Origin of the sequence: Lacinutrix sp. Hel_I_90, from assembly GCF_000934685.1 — a bacterium.
GTDB lineage: Bacteria > Bacteroidota > Bacteroidia > Flavobacteriales > Flavobacteriaceae > Lacinutrix.
This window is the reverse complement of record NZ_JYNQ01000001.1, coordinates 1,419,674-1,440,457: the sequence shown is the minus strand read 5'-3', so window position 1 is coordinate 1,440,457 and position 20,784 is coordinate 1,419,674. Positions and strand designations below refer to the sequence as shown.

The 20,784-nt window shown below is 35.3% G+C and carries 22 protein-coding genes; 14 read left to right on the top strand and 8 right to left on the bottom strand.

The window, feature by feature from the left end; all coding sequences use genetic code 11:
• The first annotated feature begins 538 nt into the window (after positions 1-538).
• Complete coding sequence (locus tag GQ46_RS06450) at positions 539-907, top strand: CoA-binding protein (protein WP_044399410.1); 369 nt, start codon at positions 539-541, stop codon at positions 905-907.
• On the opposite strand, the gene GQ46_RS06445 is transcribed toward GQ46_RS06450, so the two are convergent.
• On the bottom strand, positions 891-2,420 hold the full coding sequence (locus GQ46_RS06445; RefSeq protein ID WP_082041715.1) for a sodium:solute symporter: 1,530 nt from the start codon (positions 2,418-2,420) through the stop codon (positions 891-893). The two genes, GQ46_RS06450 and GQ46_RS06445, sit on opposite strands and share 17 nt — an antisense overlap.
• Positions 2,421-2,795: 375 nt before the next feature.
• On the opposite strand from GQ46_RS06445, the gene recR reads away from it, so the two are divergent.
• From recR to GQ46_RS06430, 3 genes are all read left to right on the top strand, one after another.
• Positions 2,796-3,413 (top strand): recombination mediator RecR, encoded by a 618-nt coding sequence (recR, locus tag GQ46_RS06440; protein WP_044404663.1) that lies wholly within the window; start codon positions 2,796-2,798, stop codon positions 3,411-3,413.
• The gene (locus GQ46_RS06435) at positions 3,414-4,517 is read left to right on the top strand and encodes a glycosyltransferase family 2 protein (protein ID WP_369793429.1); all 1,104 of its coding nucleotides are present in this window, start codon (positions 3,414-3,416) and stop codon (positions 4,515-4,517) included.
• Positions 4,518-4,631: 114 nt separating this feature from the next.
• Positions 4,632-5,966 carry a dihydrolipoamide acetyltransferase family protein gene (locus GQ46_RS06430; protein WP_044399407.1) on the top strand — a complete coding sequence of 445 codons (1,335 nt, stop codon included), beginning with the start codon at positions 4,632-4,634 and terminating at the stop codon, positions 5,964-5,966.
• A gap of 155 nt (positions 5,967-6,121) precedes the next feature.
• Here the strand turns inward: GQ46_RS06430 and GQ46_RS06425 are convergent, their stop codons facing one another.
• Positions 6,122-6,487, bottom strand: a complete 366-nt coding sequence (locus GQ46_RS06425) for a DUF2200 domain-containing protein (protein WP_044399405.1) — start codon at positions 6,485-6,487, stop codon at positions 6,122-6,124.
• Between the two features lie 394 nt (positions 6,488-6,881).
• On the opposite strand from GQ46_RS06425, the gene GQ46_RS06420 reads away from it, so the two are divergent.
• From GQ46_RS06420 to GQ46_RS06385, 9 genes are all read left to right on the top strand, one after another.
• On the top strand, positions 6,882-7,655 hold the full coding sequence (locus GQ46_RS06420; RefSeq protein WP_044399404.1) for a 3'-5' exonuclease: 774 nt from the start codon (positions 6,882-6,884) through the stop codon (positions 7,653-7,655).
• 92 nt (positions 7,656-7,747) lie between these two features.
• Positions 7,748-8,359, top strand: a complete 612-nt coding sequence (locus GQ46_RS06415; RefSeq protein ID WP_044399402.1) for a fumarylacetoacetate hydrolase family protein — start codon at positions 7,748-7,750, stop codon at positions 8,357-8,359.
• Positions 8,360-8,701: a hypothetical protein gene (locus GQ46_RS06410; RefSeq protein ID WP_044399399.1), complete on the top strand. Its 342-nt coding sequence runs from the start codon at positions 8,360-8,362 to the stop codon at positions 8,699-8,701.
• A gap of 20 nt (positions 8,702-8,721) precedes the next feature.
• The gene (locus GQ46_RS06405; RefSeq protein WP_044399397.1) at positions 8,722-9,969 is read left to right on the top strand and encodes a CinA family nicotinamide mononucleotide deamidase-related protein; all 1,248 of its coding nucleotides are present in this window, start codon (positions 8,722-8,724) and stop codon (positions 9,967-9,969) included.
• Positions 9,970-10,048: 79 nt separating this feature from the next.
• On the top strand, positions 10,049-10,285 hold the full coding sequence (gene rpmB, locus GQ46_RS06400; protein ID WP_044399395.1) for a 50S ribosomal protein L28: 237 nt from the start codon (positions 10,049-10,051) through the stop codon (positions 10,283-10,285).
• A gap of 27 nt (positions 10,286-10,312) precedes the next feature.
• Positions 10,313-10,495: a 50S ribosomal protein L33 gene (gene rpmG, locus GQ46_RS06395; RefSeq protein WP_044399393.1), complete on the top strand. Its 183-nt coding sequence runs from the start codon at positions 10,313-10,315 to the stop codon at positions 10,493-10,495.
• Positions 10,496-10,514: 19 nt separating this feature from the next.
• Positions 10,515-10,667: a DUF4295 domain-containing protein gene (locus tag GQ46_RS17375; RefSeq protein ID WP_082041714.1), complete on the top strand. Its 153-nt coding sequence runs from the start codon at positions 10,515-10,517 to the stop codon at positions 10,665-10,667.
• A gap of 1,031 nt (positions 10,668-11,698) precedes the next feature.
• Positions 11,699-12,673, top strand: a complete 975-nt coding sequence (ftsY, locus tag GQ46_RS06390) for a signal recognition particle-docking protein FtsY (RefSeq protein WP_044399389.1) — start codon at positions 11,699-11,701, stop codon at positions 12,671-12,673.
• Positions 12,674-12,723: 50 nt separating this feature from the next.
• Positions 12,724-13,056: a hypothetical protein gene (locus tag GQ46_RS06385; protein ID WP_044399386.1), complete on the top strand. Its 333-nt coding sequence runs from the start codon at positions 12,724-12,726 to the stop codon at positions 13,054-13,056.
• A gap of 73 nt (positions 13,057-13,129) precedes the next feature.
• On the opposite strand, the gene GQ46_RS06380 is transcribed toward GQ46_RS06385, so the two are convergent.
• The gene (locus tag GQ46_RS06380) at positions 13,130-13,822 is read right to left on the bottom strand and encodes a fasciclin domain-containing protein (protein WP_052503423.1); all 693 of its coding nucleotides are present in this window, start codon (positions 13,820-13,822) and stop codon (positions 13,130-13,132) included.
• Between the two features lie 189 nt (positions 13,823-14,011).
• On the bottom strand, positions 14,012-15,094 hold the full coding sequence (locus tag GQ46_RS06375; RefSeq protein ID WP_044399384.1) for a serine hydrolase: 1,083 nt from the start codon (positions 15,092-15,094) through the stop codon (positions 14,012-14,014).
• A gap of 108 nt (positions 15,095-15,202) precedes the next feature.
• Between GQ46_RS06375 and rimO the strand changes: the two genes are divergently transcribed.
• Positions 15,203-16,510 (top strand): 30S ribosomal protein S12 methylthiotransferase RimO, encoded by a 1,308-nt coding sequence (rimO, locus tag GQ46_RS06370; protein ID WP_044399383.1) that lies wholly within the window; start codon positions 15,203-15,205, stop codon positions 16,508-16,510.
• A gap of 99 nt (positions 16,511-16,609) precedes the next feature.
• On the opposite strand, the gene GQ46_RS06365 is transcribed toward rimO, so the two are convergent.
• The 4 genes from GQ46_RS06365 to GQ46_RS06350 form a co-directional block, all read right to left on the bottom strand.
• Entirely contained in the window at positions 16,610-17,191 is a 582-nt protein-coding gene (locus GQ46_RS06365) for an RDD family protein (RefSeq protein WP_044399380.1), read from the bottom strand.
• Positions 17,192-17,356: 165 nt separating this feature from the next.
• Entirely contained in the window at positions 17,357-17,866 is a 510-nt protein-coding gene (locus tag GQ46_RS06360) for a hypothetical protein (protein WP_044399378.1), read from the bottom strand.
• A 440-nt stretch (positions 17,867-18,306) separates the two neighbouring features.
• On the bottom strand, positions 18,307-19,497 hold the full coding sequence (locus GQ46_RS06355) for a cystathionine gamma-synthase family protein (protein WP_044399376.1): 1,191 nt from the start codon (positions 19,495-19,497) through the stop codon (positions 18,307-18,309).
• Positions 19,498-19,507: 10 nt separating this feature from the next.
• The gene (locus tag GQ46_RS06350; RefSeq protein ID WP_231567331.1) at positions 19,508-20,629 is read right to left on the bottom strand and encodes an amidohydrolase; all 1,122 of its coding nucleotides are present in this window, start codon (positions 20,627-20,629) and stop codon (positions 19,508-19,510) included.
• Positions 20,630-20,784 lie beyond the last annotated feature (155 nt).

Here is a 20,784-nt window from a genome sequence, read left to right as displayed (position 1 = left end):
TTGGTTTTTATTACACTGATAATCAAAGTTTAACGAATTTTAACATTTCAATCCGTCTTGAAATACAAAAATCCCGAAGCTTCCGCTTCAGGATTTTTTCGCTATTAATCAAATATGAATCTAATCGAAGACGATTAGTATCAAATTTGCTACAAAGATAAAGTGGAAGTGTGATATAGTTACTTGAATTTCAATGTTTAATAAATAATTAACAGGTAAGGTCTCCTTTTATTAAGAGTTGTATTACAAATCAAAATCAAAATCAAAATCAAAATCAAAAACCCAAAGCCGATCAAACTTTGGGTTTTCTTATTTAATAACCTCGCCTTAACACTAACCATCAACTGTCAAGCAGGTTACTAAAACTAATTAGCATCTTAAATATTTTTTTTGAGGTGGATTTTTAAGAATCCGCCACTAGATTTTGTTTTTGAGGATTGATTTTTAAATTTTTTATATTTGCTATTAAAATAAAGACGTCTAATTTTACAATCTGTTACAGGCGTTTCTGCCTTTTTTACATTTATAAAATACTAATATGACTACAAATAAGAAGACTTTAGTACTTGGAGCATCTACAAAGCCTCACCGTTACTCTAATATGGCGATGCGAAAGTTGACGAATTACAAGCACGATACAGTCGCTTTTGGCCTTCGTGAAGGTGAAGAATATGGGGTGACTATAGATACAGAATTAAAGGATTATGAAAATATAGATACGGTAACACTTTATCTTAACCCTGCACGTCAAAAGGACTATTACGATTATATCGTGTCATTGCAGCCTAATCGGGTGATTTTTAATCCAGGTACTGAAAACCCAGAGTTTTATAGCATTTTAAAAACAAATAATATTGATTTTGAAATTGCTTGTACCTTAGTAATGTTATCTACAAATCAGTATTAGTTTTATTTGTAAGATTAACACTGTTTTTGTTGGACTTGTATAATAAAGGATCTAAATGATCTGCTTCATTGGTTTTTCTTGAAATTAAGAAAAGTCCTATAAAGGTTAGAATACCATTTACTATTAAAATTTCGAAGCCAAATTTATAACCACTAAATAAGATTTCAGAATACAGATTCATGATATAGGATACCAGTGGTGCAACTAGCGCAATAATCCAAACATAGTGATCTTTAATATGCTTTCTAGTAAAAATACCAAAGGCAAATAAACCTAATAAAGGACCATAAGTATAGCCTGCTGCTTTAAATAGTTCCCAGATTACAGAGACATTGGTGAAGATGGTATCGAATATTATAATGACAATAACCAAAATAATACTAAATACAACGTGAATACGTTTGCGTATTTTCTTTTGATCTGTAGCAGGCTTTTTGTCTAATTCGATAATGTCAATACAGAAAGAGGTTGTTAAGGCTGTTAAAGCAGAATCTGCACTGGAATATGCTGCAGCAATTAATCCTAAAAGAAAAAACGCTGAAGTTACCACACCAATTTGAGGCAGCATAGCAATAGCCGGAAATAGGTCATCTTTCTTTGCGGTTATTCCATTTTGCTCAGCATATTGGGTGAGCATTAAGCCTAAAGCTAAAAACAAGATGTTTACAAAAACAAGAATAACGGCAAACGTAATCATGTTCTTCTGAGCGTCTTTTAGATTCTTACAGGTTAGGTTTTTCTGCATCATGTCTTGATCTAAACCAGTCATGGTGATTGTAATAAAAATACCCGCTAAAAAGCTTTTCCAGAAATACTGAGAATTATTAGTATCCTCAAAAAAGAAGACTTGACTGAATTCGCTTTTGGTTACATTCGCATATATTTCAGAAATGCCATTTAAATCTAAAGCAGAAGCTAAAAACGAAATAGTGACCACAACAGAAATTAGCATAAATAAAGTTTGAAGGGTGTCCGTGAAAATAATTGTTTTTATACCGCCTTTAAAGGTATACAACCAAATTAGCGCAATAGTGATAATTACAGTTATTGGAAACGGAATGTTAAATTGGTCGAAGACTAATAATTGCAATACTTTAGCCACTAGAAATAAACGAAAAGCAGCACCCACAGTACGGGAAATAAGAAATGCTATCGCCCCCGTTTTGTAACTTGTATTACCAAAACGATCTCTCAAATAGGTGTAAATAGAGGTGAGGTTTAGTCTATAATATAAAGGCAATAAAACATAAGCAATAATTAAGTAACCGATAAAGTATCCTAAAACCACCTGGAAATAACCAAACTGTTTTGTTTCAACAGCTCCAGGGACTGAAATAAAGGTTACTCCAGACAATGAAGCGCCAATCATACCAAAAGCAACCAAATACCAAGGTGCCGACTTGTTTGCTTTAAAAAAAGCAGCATTGGTATCCTCTTTTCCAGTAAAATAGGAGATTAAAATAAGCACAGCAAAATAGGCGGAAATTAAAAGTATAATTTGAGTTGGAGACATCTGTTCTAGTTTTCGGTAGCCAAAATACGGAAAAAGTCTTCAGTTAGCAGTTTTCAGTGTTTAGTTTTTTTTAATTGCTGTTACAGGTACTTCTTAGCTTACGAGCAAACGCAATGAAGTGCTGCGTAAACTTCCAAACCATTATGTTGTTTTTACTAAAAAAAAAGTAGGAGAATATATAATGCGGACTTAGAATTTGTGATCACAACGTCTCAGAAGAAAAAAAACAAGGCGATAAAATTCTCTTTAGATCAGTCAGAATTAAATAGAGCTTTCAGAATTGATGCCTTTAAAATCTTTATAGGCAAATCTTAAGAGTCATATTTAATTTAATAGTATTAGTGTAATTAACGGCTAATGTTTAATTTCGCAGTTATGGAATTCTCTTCAAAACTTCTTGAAAATGCGGTTAATGAAATCTCTCAATTACCAGGTATTGGTAAGCGTACGGCGTTACGTTTGGCATTACATTTACTCAAGCAACCCAAGGAGCAAACACAAAATTTAACCAAGGCATTATCGCACATGCGTGAGGATTTAAAATTTTGTAAATCCTGCCATAATATTAGTGATGTCGAGTTGTGCGAGATTTGTGCCAACCCATTACGGAAAGAAGATATTATTTGTGTGGTTGAAGACATTCGGGATGTTATGGCGATAGAAAACACAGGCTCTCATAAAGGCTTGTATCATGTTTTAGGCGGAAAAATTAATCCAATAGAAGGTATCGGACCTCATGATTTAAACATTGTAAGTCTGGTTGAAAAAGTAAAAAGAGGAAGCGTTACAGAACTCATTTTTGCATTAAGTTCAACGATGGAAGGTGATACCACGAATTTCTATATTTTTAAACAGCTTAATGGTTTAGAAGTAAAAACGTCAACCATTGCAAGAGGTATTTCAGTAGGTGATGAGTTGGAGTATGCCGATGAAATCACATTGGGGCGCAGTATAATAAACCGAATTCCATTTGAAGGCTCACTAAAACAATAAATGCCTTTGAAACTCTCTGTCATCATACTCAACTATAACGTACGCTACTTTTTAGAGTTGTGTTTGCACAGTGTAGAAGCTGCTACACGATTAGTAGATGCTGAAATTATTGTGGTCGATAACCACTCTCAGGATGACAGCTGTGAGATGGTGAAAGCGCTATTTCCTAAAGTAAAACTTATTGAGAATCAAGAAAACTTAGGGTTTTCAAAAGGGAACAATATAGGAGTAGCAAAAGCCAAAGGTGACTATATTTGCATTTTAAACCCAGATACAGTAGTCGCAGAAGATGCATTTAGAACCCTTTTAAAATTTGCTGAAGCACAAAATAATTTCGGGAGTGTTGGTTGCAGATTAATAGATGGGAATGGTGATTTCTTACCAGAAAGCAAACGTAATATTCCAACGCCAAAAGTGGCAATCAATAAAATTTTCGGAAAAACAAAAGGGTATTATGCAGCACATTTAGAAGCTGCTGCTATAGGTAAAGTTGCGGTGCTTGTTGGTGCATTTATGTTATTAAAGCGAAGTGTTTATCAGCAGGTTGGTGGTTTTGATGAAGACTATTTTATGTACGGTGAGGATATCGATCTGTCGTATAAAATAACACAAGCAGGCTTAGATAATTACTATCATGGAGAAACCGTCGCCATTCACTTTAAAGGCGAAAGTACATTAAAAGATAAAACCTACGCCAAACGCTTTTATGGTGCTATGCAAATTTTCTATAAAAAACATTTTAAAAGGAATCTTTGGTTTGACACTTTGGTGTGGTTTGGTATCCAGTTGGCTAAAATTTTACAAAGACGAACGTCTAAAACCAAGCTAAAATTTTCAAAATATGCGTTTGTTTCAGATACTGAAAACATCAAACTTAAGTTAAAACTTAAAAAGCCAGTCTCTCTGGTCGTTATGGAAACACCAATTTCAAAAGAAACACAGTTGGTTTTTGATGCGAATGTTATTCCATTTAAAGATATTATTGCTTATTTTTCCGATTCTGAAAAAAATAAAAATATTACATTTAAAATACTACCAAAAAACGCTAATTTTATCCTCGGAAGTCATTCAGCGAAAAGCAGAGGTGAAGTGATAACCTTTTAAAAATCATTTTATTAAATAATATAAAATCAAAATAATATTGAATAGCTAAGTAAATAGGCTATTTTTTATTAATTTTGCATTCTTAAAATATAAAAAGAGACTATTTTTATCAATATGGCAAGATTTGAACTAAAATTACCGAAAATGGGCGAAAGTGTTGCTGAGGCAACAATTACTTCATGGTTAAAAGAAGTTGGCGATGCGATTGAAGCAGATGAGGCCGTTTTAGAAATTGCAACAGACAAAGTGGATAGCGAAGTACCAAGTGAGGTCAATGGCATTTTAGTTGAAAAACGATTTGATGTCGATGATGTGGTACAAGTAGGGCAAATAATTGCCGTTATTGAAACTGAAGGTGAAGATGCGGCAAGTACTGAAGCGCCAAAAGCAGAAACAGTAGCAGAGGAAGAAACAGCGCCAGCAGTTGCTGAGGTTTCGCAAACGGTGGTTGCTGCAAAAGAAACGACTGCGCCAATTAGTTCTAACGGAGACCGTTTTTACTCACCTCTGGTAAAAAACATGGCTAAAGCAGAAGGTATAGCACAAGCTGAATTAGATGCTATTCCAGGAACAGGAAAAGAAGGGCGTGTGACTAAGGCAGACATGCAAGACTATTTAAAGTCTAGGGGGTCGCAGCCAGCAAAAGCAGCTGGATTGGGAACACCTGTTGCAGCAGTAAAAACAGAAACAGTAACAAAAACCGAAACCAAAAAAGAAGCAGCCCCAGTTATTGCTTCTGGAGGAGACGAGATTATAGAAATGACCAGAATGGGCAAATTAATTGCACATCACATGGTAGAATCTGTACAAACAAGTGCTCACGTACAAAGTTTTATAGAAGTCGATGTAACCAATATCTGGAACTGGAGAAAGAAAATGAAAGGTGAGTTTATGAAGCGCGAAGGTGAAAACCTAACCTTTACACCTATCTTTATGGAAGCGGTGGCGAAGGCATTACGTGATTTCCCGATGATGAATATTTCATTACAAGGCGATACGATTGTAAAAAAGAAAAACATCAATCTAGGGATGGCTGCGGCTTTACCAAATGGGAATTTAATTGTGCCGGTTATTAAAAATGCAGATCAATTAAACCTGGTAGGAATGACCAAGCAAGTTAATGATTTAGCAGGTCGTGCAAGAGACAATAAATTAAAACCAGACGATATTCAAGGTGGGACTTATACGGTAACTAATGTTGGTACTTTTGGTAGTATCATGGGAACCCCGATTATTAATCAGCCACAAGTAGGTATTTTAGCTTTAGGTGCGATTAGAAAGGTTCCTGCAGTGATTGAAACACCTGATGGTGATTTTATAGGGATACGTTACAAAATGTTCTTATCGCACTCTTACGATCACCGTGTAGTCAATGGTGCGTTAGGCGGACAATTTGTAAAAGGCGTAAAAGATTACTTAGAGGCTTGGGATACGAATCGCGAAATCTAAATTCCTGCCCATGCAAGGAATCTCATGTTTAAAATTCTTAATCATAAAAATAGAGTAAAAAAAAAGCACAGTTTAAGGCTGTGCTTTTTTTTTGTTAATACATCGGGAAAATAAGTTAGCCAAATGCTTGGCCACCGTGTCTTCCGCTATATAGGCTATTCGCTCCGTAATATTTTTTCCATTTTTCGGCCTTTTGCTAATTCATCAACTAATTTGTCTAAATACCTCACGTGTTTGGTCAAGGGGTTTTCGATGGCTTCTATTCTATAACCGCATATAACGCCATGAATGCGGTGCGCATTGGGGTTTATTGCTGCTCTTTGAAAGAAGGTTTCAAAGCTTGCTTTTTCAATAATGAGTTCTTGTATTTTGTTTTTGTCAAAGCCTGTAAGCCATTGAATGACTTCTTGTAGTTCTTCTTGTGTTCTGCCTTTCTTTTCCACTTTCGAGATGTAGTGTGGATATACCGAAGCAAATGTCATTTTTGCTATTCGGGCATTATGTTCAGGAGTTGTTTTCATGGTCTTACTATGCTGTTTTTTTTAGTTTACAGGCGTTCTTGGAGCCAAGGTTTTCTTAATAATAAAAGCACTACAAGACAGCAACAATGTCAAGGGAATGTTATTTTAATTTGCGATTAAACTAAGTTCGCCTTTTTTCTTTAAAAAGTCAAATCAACTCTTGCCATAAAAGCTTCTTTTAGGCCAGTACTCAGAGGTTCAGTGGTTTTATTTAATCGTCCCCGTATAAAATGAGCACATCATAATGTCCTGCTGCTCCGCACTGACAAAAAACAAAACAGGGCTTATTTTGAAGGGACCAAGTGCGGCCTCTAGAAGTGTTTTTGAGAAAAAAGGTTTTACAAACTAAAAGTAATAGAATACTTTTATATTTGCATAAATAGCACCTTAAAATATGGAATTAAATCTTACAAAACCAGTTTGTTTTTTCGATCTTGAAACGACGGGAATCAATATTACAAATGACCGTGTCGTAGAAATATCAATATTAAAAGTATTTCCAAACGGAAATAAAGAAAGTAAAACCTGGTTGGTAAATCCAGAAATGCCTATCCCTGCGGAAACCTCTGCCATTCATGGCATCACCGATGAGCGTGTTGCTAATGAACCCACCTTTAAAGAATTAGCGAAAGACATCTTTACGATGATTAAAGACAGTGATTTAGCGGGGTTTAATTCCAACCGCTTTGATATTCCGTTACTAGCAGAAGAAATGTTGCGAGCGGAGGTAGATTTTGATATGAAAGGACGGGTGGCTATAGATGTGCAAACCATATTTCATAAAATGGAACAACGTACCCTGAGTGCCGCTTATAAATTTTACTGTGATAAAAGTCTGGAAAATGCGCATAGTGCAGAAGCTGATACTTTAGCAACGTATGAAGTGCTTAAAGCTCAACTGGAGCGTTATGATGAATTGGAAAATGATGCTAAATTTTTAGCAGAATTTAGTTCACGTAAAAAGTTTGCCGATTTTGCTGGTTTTTTAATGTTTAATAAGGCGGACGAAGAGTGCTTTGCTTTTGGAAAACATAAAGGCAAAAAAGTAACAGAAGTCTTAGACCAAGAGCCAGGGTATTTTGGCTGGCTTTTAAATGCAGATTTTCCACTGTACACGAAAAAAGTCCTGACGGCAATAAAATTGCGCGCCTTTAATAATAAGATATAACTGCTATTCCTGAGAAGGTAGGACCTTATTTTTTAAACAGAGAGTACACTAATAAGATTCCTGTCTTCGCGGGAATAACAAACAAGATGTCGATGAAACTAATCTGCATAGGAAGAAACTACACAGACCACATTAAAGAGCTGGAAAACGAAAAACCAACAGATCCTGTCGTGTTTTTAAAGCCGGATACCGCTATTCTACTAAAAAAGCAACCCTTTTTTATTCCGGAATTCTCAAATGATGTCCATCATGAAGTAGAGATTTTGATAAAAATAAATCGGGTAGGTAAGTATATAGATAAAAAATTTGCGCATAAATATTATGACGAAATAGGACTCGGCATCGATTTTACAGCACGCGATTTACAAGCGCAATTAAAAGCAAAAGGATTGCCTTGGGAAAAAGCAAAAGCCTTTGACGGTGCTGCAGTAGTAGGAAATTGGCTACCTAAGAGCACATTTGCTACTGTTGATGCGATTAACTTTTCTTTAAAAAAGAATGACATTGTTGTGCAACAAGGCAATACAAGCCATATGTTATGGAAAATTGATGAAATCGTCGAATATGTGTCAAAATATTTCACTTTAAAGATTGGAGATATTATCTTTACGGGAACACCTGCTGGAGTTGGCAAGGTCGTTGCTAACGATAAACTAAAAGGATACATAGCGGATAAAGAACTATTCTCTATTACCGTAAAATAAATGGAAGAAAACTACAAACTACACAGATTAAGAGATTTAGCAGATAACGACGAAGACTTTATTATGGCGCTAGCAGAAACTTTTTTAGAAGAAGTGCCTGCAGATGCTATTGTATTAAAACGAGCCGTTGAAACTCGAGACTTCTTACAAACGTATCAAACGGCACATAAAATGAAACCAACAATAGATGTTTTCGAATTGGGTGTTTTAGACAAACTCATAGAAGTTCAAGACTGGGGAAAACACGAGAAAGAAGGTGATGACGTCACGGCACAATTAGCTGAGGTTCTTGATGCGATTGAAAGAGCAGCCAATGAAATTAGATCAGATTTCAATTTATAAAACTAAATTGGTTTAAAAGTATGCAAGCCGAAATTATTACCATTGGCGATGAGATTCTCATTGGTCAAATAGTAGATACTAATTCAGCATATATAGGAAAAGCACTTAACAGTATTGGTGTTTCTGTATACCAAATCACCTCTATACAGGACGATAAGCAACACATTCTTAAAGCCTTAGCTGAGGCAGAAGCCAATGCTGATATTATTATCGTTACTGGCGGATTAGGGCCAACAAAAGATGATATCACCAAGCATACTATTACAGAATATTTTGACGATACTTTAGTTAGAAACGCTGAGGTAACAGAAAATATTGAGCGACTTTGGCGGGATTATGTTAAAAAACCACTGCAGCAAGTTAACTTAGATCAGGCATTAATTCCTTCCAAGTCAATTGCGTTAATGAATACCGTGGGAAGTGCACCAGGCATGTGGTTAGAAAAAGGTGAAAAGGTATTTATTTCTATGCCAGGCGTCCCTTTTGAAATGAAATTATTAATGGAGCATGAGGTGCTTCCCAAGTTAAAAATAAAATACAAGCGCCCTTATATATTGCATAAAACACTCCAAACCTACGGTATGGGAGAAAGCATGATCGCGGCAATTATTGAGGACTGGGAAAATCATTTACCAGACTTTATAAAGCTAGCGTATTTGCCAAATTTAGGAAAGGTAAGATTAAGATTGTCTGCCAAAGGTTTTGATCAGCAAGTCATTACAATCGAAATGGAAAAGCAAATCCAGACGGTATTACCACTACTTAAAGATATATTTGTTGGTTTTGAAGAAGAAGGTGATTTAGCCGTTTTAATAGGGAAACAATTAGTATTGCAAAACAAAACATTGTCCTTAGCCGAAAGTTGTACTGGTGGAAAACTCGCTGAAACCTTCACAGAAAATTCAGGAGCATCTGCATACTTTAAAGGCGGATTAATAACGTATGCTACGCAATCTAAAATAGATGTTTTAGGCGTTTCAGAATCGGTAATTAGAGAGCATTCTGTAGTTAGTGCTCAAGTAGCCGAAGCTATGGCGCAAAAATGCTTACAATTATACAAAAGTGATTATGCTTTAGCGACTACTGGAAATGCTGGACCAGCAAAAGGAGACTCAGAAGCAGAAGTTGGAACGGTATACATTGCAATAGCTACTAAAGATAAGGTGTATTCAGAAAAATTTGAACTGGGAAATAACAGAATACGCGTGGTAAACAAAGCTGTAAATAAGGCTTTGGAAATTCTTCAAAAAGAAATTTTTAAAAATTGATAAAAAACAGATTGTCAATACTAAAAGATTTCATATATTTGCACCTCGAATTTTAATAACATATTTAAAGTTATATATAATGTCAAGAGTTTGTGAACTTACAGGAAAGAAGGCAATGGTTGGAAACAACGTGTCTCACGCAATGAATAGAACTAAGCGTAGATTTAACGTGAACTTAATCAAGAAACGTTTTTTTATTGCTGAAGAAGACAAGTGGGTAACTTTAAAGGTATCTACATCAGCATTGAAAACTATCAATAAAATTGGTATCGTTGCTGCGTTAAAAGATGCAAGATCTAAAGGATTTTTAAAATAATAGCCACGGCATTTAAAGAATAAGATAATGGCAAAAAGAGGCAATAGAGTACAAGTAATATTAGAGTGCACGGAGCACAAGGAATCTGGAAAACCAGGAACTTCACGTTATATTACAACAAAAAATAAAAAGAATACGCCAGATAGAATGGAGATAAAGAAATTTAATCCAATCTTGAAGAAAATGACGGTTCATAAAGAAATTAAATAATACATAATACTTATAAATTATGGCAAAGAAATCAGTAGCATCGTTACAGACAGGATCTAAGAGATTGTCTAAAGCAATAAAAATGGTAAAATCTCCAAAGACCGGAGCTTACATGTTTGTAGAATCAATCATGGCACCAGAATTTGTAGACGACTTCTTGAAAAAGAACTAAGTTAATGAAATAGTATTTTGATTTTTCAAAATACGTAATTGAATTAATCCCGCTGTTATAGCGGGATCTTTTTAACACAATATTGAGCTGTTTTCATTTAGAGAGCGGCTTTTTTAATGCATAGTATTTTGATTTTTCAAAATACGTAATTGAATTAATCCCGCTGTTATAGCGGGATCTTTTTAACACAATATTGAGCTGTTTTCATTTAGAGAGCGGCTTTTTTAATGCATAGTATTTTGATTTTTCAAAATACGTAATTGAATTAATCCCGCTGTTATAGCGGGATCTTTTTAACACAATATTGAGCTGTTTTCATTTAGAGAGCGGCTTTTTTAATGCATAGTATTTTGATTTTTCAAAATACGTAATTGAATTAATCCCGCTGTTATAGCGGGATCTTTTTAACACAATATTGAGCTGTTTTCATTTAGAGAGCGGCTTTTTTAATGAAATAGTATTTTGATTTTTCAAAATACGTAATTGAATTAATCCCGCTGTTATAGCGGGATCTTTTTAATACAATATTGAGCTGTTTTCATTTAGAGAGCGGCTTTTTTAATGCATAGTATTTGTAATCATTAAAATACTTGATTTAATTAATCCCGTTTTAAAAGCGGGATTTTTTATGTAACAGCAGAAACGCTTCTATATTTCCTAAATATTGTGTTTCTTTACGTTAGTAATGACAATGTAGCAGTTTTAAATAAAAGGCCTGACTATTGCTATCCTATTTTGGCAAGCCGAGCAGAATTTGATTCAAATCCTATACTTTAGAACGTAGTTAGAATTGGGCAAGTTTGACATTTCTGTTACTCCTACCTACAGCGTTTTAACCCTAAGGTTGGGAGTAGGATTGTAAAAGTCGCGCTTTACGCATGAATTTTAGTTTATATCTTGAATTCGTGAATAAAAATATTTTGGCAGTCACCATATGAGGACGTTAGCAATCTCGAAGATTTATAAGGCCATTCCTAACGGAGACCGAGAAAAGTTTCAGGGTTAAAACTAAACACAAGACAACAAAAAAAATGAGTTTTTTAAAAAAAATATTTTCTTCAGAAAAAAAGGAAACCTTAGACAAAGGTTTGGAAAAAACAAGTGCTAGTTTTTTAGGTAAATTAAGTAAAGCAGTAGCTGGAAAATCTAAAGTCGATGATGATGTATTAGATAATCTAGAGGAAGTATTAGTATCCAGCGATGTTGGTGTAAATACAACCTTAAAAGTCATTGGACGAATAGAAGAACGCGTAGCAAAAGATAAGTATTTAGGAACCGATGCGCTAAACAAAATCTTAAGAGAAGAAATCGCAGGCTTATTGAGCGAAACCAATTCTGGAGAAGCTACAGAATTTACCATTCCTACCTTAGCAAAACAAGCCAACGGTACTAAAACACCTTATGTTTTAATGGTCGTGGGTGTAAACGGCGTTGGAAAAACGACAACGATTGGTAAGTTAGCGTATCAATTTAAAAAGAAAGGTTTAAAGGTGGTTTTAGGGGCAGCAGATACGTTTCGAGCAGCGGCCATAGACCAATTACAGGTTTGGGCTGATCGCGTAGAAGTACCAATGGTGCGTCAAGACATGGGGAGTGATCCGGCAAGTGTAGCGTTTGATGCCTTACAATCTGGAGTTACTCAAGATGCCGATGTTATTATTATTGATACCGCAGGACGTTTACACAATAAGGTGAACTTAATGAATGAGTTAACCAAAGTCAAGCGCGTGATGCAAAAAGTGATTGGCGATGCGCCTCACGATGTGTTATTGGTTTTAGATGGTTCTACAGGTCAAAACGCATTTGAGCAAGCTAAGCAGTTTACAGCTGCAACTGAAGTAACCTCGTTAGCAGTGACAAAACTCGATGGTACTGCAAAAGGTGGTGTTGTGATTGGTATTAGTGATCAATTTCAAATACCAGTAAAATATATTGGAGTAGGCGAAGGGATTGAAGACTTGCAGGTCTTTAATAAATATGAGTTTGTAGATTCGTTTTTTAAATAATAAATTCCTGCCAAGACGGACTTTTTTCATTCCATTATAATTTTAGTAATTTGAAAAACGAAAAGGTATTAAGAATTATAACAATTATCGCTCTAGTCTTTTCATTATTCCAGGCCATCCGTTGGATTGTTTCTTATTTTCAGATAAAGTTTAATTTAAATAATCCTTTGATTCCTTCGACGCTTGTTGATTACGTAAGGTTTCCAATTTATTTGCTCTTTCCTATTTTTTTCGGAATTGCTAAAGTCTGTTATGGCTTTATAATAAAAAAGGAATACAAACCAAAAATCGTTTTGCCAATATTTGGAATATTAGTGTTATACTTCTTTTTTGGAGCAGATGTTTATCAATGTATTCAAACTTTTAATCCGTACAATTCATAGGAAATTAAAACAAAAAAAACACATTAACGCTATCAGGTTAATGTGTTTTTTTAGTCCATTTGTGTTTTGTCTCTTATGGTAAGTTTGGCATCATAACGCGATTAATTGCATGCACAACACCATTTTTGGCATTGGTATCTGCCTTTATGACTCTAGATTTGTTACCGTTCATGTCCATAATAATAATGTTGTCTCCTTCCATAGAGGCAAAGAAGTTTTGACCCATGGCACTGGTAATTATAAATCTGTTATTGTTTTTCTTGATATTTTCTACCAACTTATTGGCTTTTAAATTCCCCATGAAAACATGGTATCTCAAGATTTTGTCTAATTTAGATTTGTTTTCAGGTTTTAATAAATTTTCCACCGTACCCTCTGGTAGTTTGTCAAAAGCAGCATTTGAAGGGGCAAAAACGGTAAAGGCATCGTCCGTATTAAGTAGCGCTGTTAATTCAGCGGCTTTTGCAGCCGCAACTAAGGTAGAAAAATCTTTACTACTTCCTGCGACATCTAAAACACTAACAGAGACGTTGTCTTTTAAATCATTGCTTTTTAAGTCTGTTTTTGAATCTTCGCTGGTGTCATTATAACTTAAATCTGTTGTATCAGTAACAGGCATCGTTGTTTCATAGTCATATTCGTCACCCTCTTCTTCTACTTCAAGAGTTGTCGTGTCCACATCTGTTTTTTCTTTTTTATCTTCTCCGCATGCCGTTAAAATTAGTGACACTACGAAAAAGGGTAATAGTAAATACTTGAATTTCATAATTAATTGGTTTTTTATGTTTCTTATGAAATTAGTAAATATATTTTATTCTAGTTTGGTTTTCAATCATTTGAGGCAATTAAAATAGGAAATAAGTTAGTATTTTATGCAACGGTACTTATTTTAGACTTTAAAAAACAGTTAAACAAAAAAACGTCTATTACTCATGTGAACTAATTTAGAATGTGATTAATCAATTACTAAATTAATTTGCTCCCATAAATCATTGTCAAAGTTGGATAATCCAAAACCTTCGGCGTCTGCGGCATCTCCCATTCTAATAAGTACTAATTTTTTACTGGGAACGATATAAATTTTTTGATCATTTTTACCCAAAGCAGCATACATATCTTGCGGTGCATTTGGTATTAATTCACCAGGAAATTCAATTTGAGTCTGTGGTAAATGATAGGTCGCCTTTCCATTAAGCCACCACAGATAACCATAGGCTTCATTTAAATCTTGAGAGGCTCTAGTCGCTTCGTTTAAAAAGCTTTCAGAAATAATTGGCATGTTTTCCCATTTGCCTTTAGCAGAAATCATTAAGCCAAAACGGGCCATGCTTCTTGTATTGCTCCAATAGACACTCAATTCGTCAATGGAAATCCAACTTCCAGTCATACCAATTTTGTTTTTTAGTTTCACATTAAAATACTCAGACCAGGTTTGATTGCTCACTCGAGCAACTACCTCCTGCATTTTGACATAGACATTATGATAAGCCCATCGTGCTCCAGCATCTGCTGCGTACTGCAAGTTTTCTGGTGAGACTGAATCGCCTAGACTGTCATCCAGCCCGGAGTTCATTGATAGTAAGTTTTTACAGGTGATTAAATCTTCTTTTTCCGGAGCTGCACTTGTCCATCCCGTTCCTAAATAATCAGATACTTTATGAGTAATATTTAACAGCCCTTCATCTTGAGCAATTCCGGTAACTGATGTGGTTAAGGTCTTTCCTGCGCTCGCCCAATACCAGAGCGAACGTTCTGTATGACCCTTAAAATAGTGTTCTAGGACAATTTTTCCGTTATGTAGAACAATAAAGCTTTTACTATTTTTAGCTTCTAAAAAATTTAAAAGCGGCTGTAAGTTATTGGTGTTCCAACCTAAATGCTCTGCTGAAGTTGTTGCCCATACGTTGCTGTCTATTGGCGGAAAGTAAAGGGTATTGGTTTCGGTTTCAGAGTTGTTTTGCTCAAGGACGTCGTCCGAAGCACAAGTGCTAAAAACAAGACATAGGCTAAGTAAAAAGGGTAAGGCTAGCGTTTTCATTTGGGCTCATTTTTAAACTTTGACTGCTAAAATAGTAAAAGGTTTAAAATAACTTGATTAAACGATAATCATAAAGGATTATGTATCTTTGCAATCCAAAATTGAGGTATGCGCACAAAGTCACATAAAAAGAACAAGATCAACGTCATAACACTAGGTTGTAGTAAGAATGTTTACGACAGCGAAATATTAATGGGCCAACTAAAAGCCAGTGGTAAAGATGTTGTACATGAAGAGGAAGGTAATATTGTGGTGATTAACACCTGTGGCTTTATTAATAATGCCAAAGAAGAAAGTGTCAACACCATTTTAGAGTACATGCAGAAGAAGGAAGCTGGTGAGGTCGATAAAGTGTTTGTAACAGGTTGTCTTTCTGAACGTTATAAGCCAGATTTGCAAAAGGAAATTCCAAATGTTGATCAATATTTTGGAACGACTGAATTGCCAAGTCTTTTAAAAGCCTTAGGTGCAGATTATAAGCATGAATTAATTGGCGAGCGTTTAACCACAACGCCTAAAAACTATGCGTATTTAAAAATTGCTGAAGGTTGCGATAGACCTTGTAGTTTCTGTGCGATTCCATTAATGCGCGGAAAACATAAAAGTACACCTATTGAAGATCTAGTAACCGAAGCTGAAAAATTAGCAGCTAATGGGGTAAAAGAATTGGTTTTAATCGCGCAGGATTTAACCTATTACGGACTAGATATATATAAGAAAAGAAACTTAGCAGAGTTACTGGAAAACTTGGTAAAAGTAGATGGTATCGATTGGATTCGTTTACATTACGCGTTCCCAACGGGTTTCCCAATGGATGTGTTAGACGTTATGAATCGCGAACCAAAGGTTTGTAATTATTTAGATATCCCATTGCAACATATAAGTGACGATATATTGAAAAGTATGCGTCGCGGTACAACAAAAGAGAAAACGACTAAATTACTTAAGGAGTTTAGAAAGGTGGTGGCAGACATGACCATTCGTACCACTTTAATTGTGGGGTATCCAGGTGAGACGGAAGAAAACTACCAAGAACTTAAAGAATGGGTGCGCGAGATGCGTTTTGAACGTTTGGGTTGTTTTACCTACTCTCATGAAGAAAACACACATGCGTTTAATCTTGTTGATGATGTACCACAAGAGGTTAAGCAAGAACGTGCCAATGAGATTATGGAAATACAATCTCAAATTTCTTGGGAATTGAACCAGCATAAAATCGGCCAAGAATTTAAAGTCGTTATTGATAGAAAAGAAGGGGACTATTTTGTGGGGCGTACAGAATTTGATTCGCCTGACGTGGATAATGAAGTGCTTATTGAGGCGTCTAAAACCTACTTGAAAACAGGAGAGTTTACTACCGTGAAAATTACTGAAGCTGCAGATTTTGATTTGTATGGCGAGGTTGTAGCGTCCTAAGCACAGATGAAGCCTTGATTTGTATGGCTTGGAGGTATAGAAAAGGTTTAAAAATAGTATTTAAATCTTGTCTTTTTTATAGTATAGCCGCTGTTTGTATTATTCCGCTGTATCTTTTACAACTTTAGTTTTTGATAATAAATCGTGAATTCCATTTTTTGTAAATAGAAACGAAAGCCGGTCGAATGGAATTAATCTGCAAAAAGTTCGCGTAATAATAGCGCTACTTTCAGGTTTTTCTCCATTCAGTTTCACAACCTTAGTTTTGGTGATAAATTTACCAAGCGTTTTTTGAAACCTATTTTCCATTATGCCATAGTAGCCAATATATGTGATAAACATAATCACATATCCTGGGAGCATTTGAGTACCATTGTTTGCGCTTAAAGGAAAAGTAAGAGTTGCTGCAAGGACAAACCAAATAATAGAATCAAGACTGAAATTCAGAAACCGAATTCCAGAACCCACTGCGTTTGAGTCAACCTTTTGTTTTTGTTCTTTTACCATACTGGCGTTTCTCTTAATTTTTTCAAATGCGCTCGTGTTTATATTTCGTTTTTCAATTTCAGAATCAGCAGCTTTAATAGCGGTCGGGTTATAGTTTTCTCTTTCGACGGTTACTATTTTTATTAATTCTTCATCTGATCTTTCAGACATTACTTTTTGAAATTCGTTTTCCATGAGTTCGCTGGTTTTTAATACCCTTCTTGATTAAGCCTTTAATTTAGCAAATACAAACCCAATCGGTCTAGCTGTAGGCAGATAGAAAATCTAGAAGGTGAAGTATTTGGATTCGCAAAATAGGCTTGTTTAAGCAATTAATATTATAGGTTTTAAAAATAGTTTTTAGTTGTTCAAATATTTCGTTTTACCACATTGGGCAAAATTGCTGTCTTTTTTATATTCAATTCGGTTGTTTTTGGCAAATGAAGAAATCAAATTGGCATATTCTTCTTTTTTTTCTATACGCACCGTTTTATTTAAAACATTAAAAAAGTAATTTTCAATGGCGCCTTGAGGAGTAAAATAGATTTTATGAACAACGGTTATTGTGCTGTCTTCTACTTCCCAATTGAATTTGTTTTCAGAGAGGTGATTACCAAGTTTTTGATGCAAATTAGCCCATGATTTCATTACTAAACTGTGGTCTGATTTTGAAATTTGGGGATTTAATAAATTTGGATGGGTATCATCTAAATTCAGTTTGTTGTATTCAGTCAATTGCTGTTCATTGTCATAATTAAATATACCAATGGCGTTTCTATTATCTACCGTTTTTGTTTTGTCAATACAGCTGCTAATCCCAATAAAGATTGAAAAAATGAAAACTGTTTTTATGATCGTTTTGAATGTCATAATATAAATTGTTTTGATTGAATTCAAATATAACTAAAAATTTAGTTACAACTAAATTTTTAGTTCATTAATCTATTCTATTGTTCGAAGCTAATTAGTCATAGCTCGTTTTAGATTGAGCAGTCTTTTACTTGATTAACACTTGGAAAGAAGTTGGCTATTTTGGTTTGTTCTCACAACAACAGGTAATTCACAAGGATACTCGTGCTAATTCTGATTTGGCTATTTTTAAAAAGTGCCATTAGTGATTTTAGACTTCACGCAAGACAAGGCCGGGCCAGAATTTTTGTTTTTAGCTGTAGCTATAAAAAGGAGTGAATAGGGGTGTTTGTAATGCACTCAAATCATCAAAACTATCAGGCTAAACCAAAAAAAATCGCCCAATTATCATTTGTAAAACCGTTGTAATTGTTTCCAACAGGGGTTCAGTTGGCGGCTAATTATATTTTTAGAAGCGCTTGATCAAAATCAGCAATAATATCTTCTATATTTTCTATTCCTACTGCACAGCGTATTAAGGTTTCAGGAATACCCAGTTGTTTTCGTTCTGCTGCTGTAGCTTCCACATGACTTGTTACTTTTGGAGGTCCTATTAATGTGCTTACTGATCCTAAACTTGCTGCTAAATGCGCGAGCTCTAAGCTATTCAAGAATACCTTCACGTTCTCGAAACCTCCTTTAAGAGAAAAGGCTAATACGCCTCCGAACCCTGTCATTTGAGACGATGCGATTTGGTGTCCTGGGTGTGATTTTAGTCCTGGATAAAAAACCCCTTCAATTTTGTCGTGTTTTTCCAGATGTTCAGCCAAGGTCATGGCATTTTCATTTTGTCGTAAAACCCTTAATTCTAGCGTTTGAATACCTCTTAATAACATGTAAGCCGTATTGGCGTGCAAGCTGGCACCATTGATTTCTCGATAATGAAATAGTTGTTGTATTAAATCTTTTTTACCACAAACAACTCCTCCCATGGCGTCAGAATGTCCTCCCAGATATTTTGTAGCGCTATGTAAAACAAGATCAGCACCAAGTTCTAGAGGCTGTTGGTTAATAGGGGTAGCGAATGTATTGTCTACAACAACTAATGCCCCAACTTCGTGGGCACACTTAATGAGCCGCTTTAAATCTAGTATTTTCAACGTGGGATTTGTAGGTGTTTCCAAGTATAACATTTTACAGCCTTTTTTTACCTCTGCTTCAATTTCTTCATGATTTTCGGTGTCACAGAGGGTGACCTCAATGCCACATTTAGGAAGAAATTCTAAAAATACTATGCTCGTACCACCATAAGTGTCTTTAATAGAAACAACGCGATCGCCTTGGGATAAAAAAGTGTACAAGGTATTGCTTATTCCAGCCATTCCCGTTGAAAAGCTAGTAGCTGCTTCGGCATTTTCTAAAACTCTTACTTTTTCTTCGAAAACGGCTACCGTCGGATTGGTGTTTCTACTATAAATATGTCCTTCTTTTTTTCCAATGGCCACATCAAACCAATCGTCTACATTGTCATAACCAAATGTTACACTATTTACTATAGGTACTTGGGTTGCTCCCTGATAAAACAATTCGTTTTGTCCTCCCCAAACCGCTTTCGTACCTTGTTTCTTACTGTTTATTTTGTCGTTTTTCATTTTTTGCTTTTCATTTTTGATTTGTTAATATGACATCAATTATACCTTTGAACATGTTCATTCCTGTTTCTATTAGTTCCTCAGGAAAGTCATAGTTATTGTGATGTAGCGCAGGGGATTCTAATCCTGCTCCAATGCCAAACATAGCTGCCTTATATTTTTCAGAGAACCAGCCAAAATCTTCTCCAAATTTAAAAGGGACGCTTTTATTAATTATATTATAATTATACGTTTTAGCAGACGCTGTAATAACTTGATTACAGAAGCCGTCATTAACAACGGCGGGAAAATAATCAAACCATTTTGTTGTATAGGGTAATTCGTGTTTTGGGCAAACCTCTAATAGAATACTGTCAACATTCTTTTTTAGGCTTTCCATTTTTTCTATACTTTTAGTTCTTAGCGTGTAATGTATCTCGCCAAACCCAGCAGAAATACCATAAGATTTCTTGCCCATATTAGAATAAATGGGCACACATAGCCTAAAATCTTCTTTCGCCGCGTCATTATTATTGAGCTGATTAAATTTTTGTATCAACTCTGCAATGCACATTGCCGGATTCACTCCATGTTCGGGTTCAGCAGAATGCGACTCTTTACCTGTTAGTTGGATGGCAACACTCTGTACAGTAGAAGAAAAATTACCGTTAAGAGTTATAATGGAATGTAGTGGGTGACCGGGAACGTTATGCAAGGCAAACATATAATCCGGATGTAACGCACTAAATATATAATCGTTTAAAACACTAGGGGCACCAGTACCTGTTTCTTCAGCAGGTTGAAAAAGCAATAGTACTTTTCCATGCTTATAATCCTGTTCTTTTAACCAGAAGACCAGTCCGGCCACAATGGCCATATGACCATCATGCCCACATTTATGGGCTACACCTTTATTAATAGAACGGTGTTCAAAATTATTGGCTTCTTTAATAGGAAGCGCATCCAATTCACAACGAATTACAATAGTGGGACCGCTGTTTGAAAACGTATGGATAACAACTAATCCATGCCCTCCAATATTTTCAATGATTTTGGCATTATGATGTTGTTCTATGAATTTCTTAATCCGTCCAGCTGTTTCTTTCTCTTGCCCCGACAGCTCAGGATTTTTGTGGAGTTCTTTTCTGAGCAATTTGATTTTTTCTATAGTCATCTATTTTGCTTTTTCGGCAAAGTGCCTTTTTTTGCGGTCTCCATAAGGTACTAAAAGTCTTTAATTTTTAGTCGACCTAGTTTAGGACGAGTGGTGTTTTTTACTTGTTCGTAAACAAGTTAGATCTGCTCATA

Excerpts from the sequence above, each read along its gene's own strand:
- rpmB (WP_044399395.1), top strand. The coding sequence starts at position 10,049 with ATGTCAAGAGTTTGTGAACTTACAGGAAAGAAGGCAATGGTTGGAAAC.
- rpmG (WP_044399393.1), top strand. The coding sequence starts at position 10,313 with ATGGCAAAAAGAGGCAATAGAGTACAAGTAATATTAGAGTGCACGGAG.
- ftsY (WP_044399389.1), top strand. The coding sequence starts at position 11,699 with ATGAGTTTTTTAAAAAAAATATTTTCTTCAGAAAAAAAGGAAACCTTA.
- GQ46_RS06420 (WP_044399404.1), top strand. The coding sequence starts at position 6,882 with ATGGAATTAAATCTTACAAAACCAGTTTGTTTTTTCGATCTTGAAACG.
- rimO (WP_044399383.1), top strand. The coding sequence starts at position 15,203 with ATGCGCACAAAGTCACATAAAAAGAACAAGATCAACGTCATAACACTA.
- GQ46_RS06365 (WP_044399380.1), bottom strand. The coding sequence starts at position 17,191 with ATGGAAAACGAATTTCAAAAAGTAATGTCTGAAAGATCAGATGAAGAA.
- GQ46_RS06355 (WP_044399376.1), bottom strand. The coding sequence starts at position 19,497 with ATGAAAAACGACAAAATAAACAGTAAGAAACAAGGTACGAAAGCGGTT.
- GQ46_RS06425 (WP_044399405.1), bottom strand. The coding sequence starts at position 6,487 with ATGAAAACAACTCCTGAACATAATGCCCGAATAGCAAAAATGACATTT.
- GQ46_RS06435 (WP_369793429.1), top strand. The coding sequence starts at position 3,414 with ATGCCTTTGAAACTCTCTGTCATCATACTCAACTATAACGTACGCTAC.
- GQ46_RS06405 (WP_044399397.1), top strand. The coding sequence starts at position 8,722 with ATGCAAGCCGAAATTATTACCATTGGCGATGAGATTCTCATTGGTCAA.
- recR (WP_044404663.1), top strand. The coding sequence starts at position 2,796 with ATGGAATTCTCTTCAAAACTTCTTGAAAATGCGGTTAATGAAATCTCT.
- GQ46_RS06410 (WP_044399399.1), top strand. The coding sequence starts at position 8,360 with ATGGAAGAAAACTACAAACTACACAGATTAAGAGATTTAGCAGATAAC.
- GQ46_RS06450 (WP_044399410.1), top strand. The coding sequence starts at position 539 with ATGACTACAAATAAGAAGACTTTAGTACTTGGAGCATCTACAAAGCCT.
- GQ46_RS17375 (WP_082041714.1), top strand. The coding sequence starts at position 10,515 with ATGGCAAAGAAATCAGTAGCATCGTTACAGACAGGATCTAAGAGATTG.
- GQ46_RS06415 (WP_044399402.1), top strand. The coding sequence starts at position 7,748 with ATGAAACTAATCTGCATAGGAAGAAACTACACAGACCACATTAAAGAG.
- GQ46_RS06445 (WP_082041715.1), bottom strand. The coding sequence starts at position 2,420 with ATGTCTCCAACTCAAATTATACTTTTAATTTCCGCCTATTTTGCTGTG.
- GQ46_RS06375 (WP_044399384.1), bottom strand. The coding sequence starts at position 15,094 with ATGAAAACGCTAGCCTTACCCTTTTTACTTAGCCTATGTCTTGTTTTT.
- GQ46_RS06380 (WP_052503423.1), bottom strand. The coding sequence starts at position 13,822 with ATGAAATTCAAGTATTTACTATTACCCTTTTTCGTAGTGTCACTAATT.
- GQ46_RS06430 (WP_044399407.1), top strand. The coding sequence starts at position 4,632 with ATGGCAAGATTTGAACTAAAATTACCGAAAATGGGCGAAAGTGTTGCT.
- GQ46_RS06360 (WP_044399378.1), bottom strand. The coding sequence starts at position 17,866 with ATGACATTCAAAACGATCATAAAAACAGTTTTCATTTTTTCAATCTTT.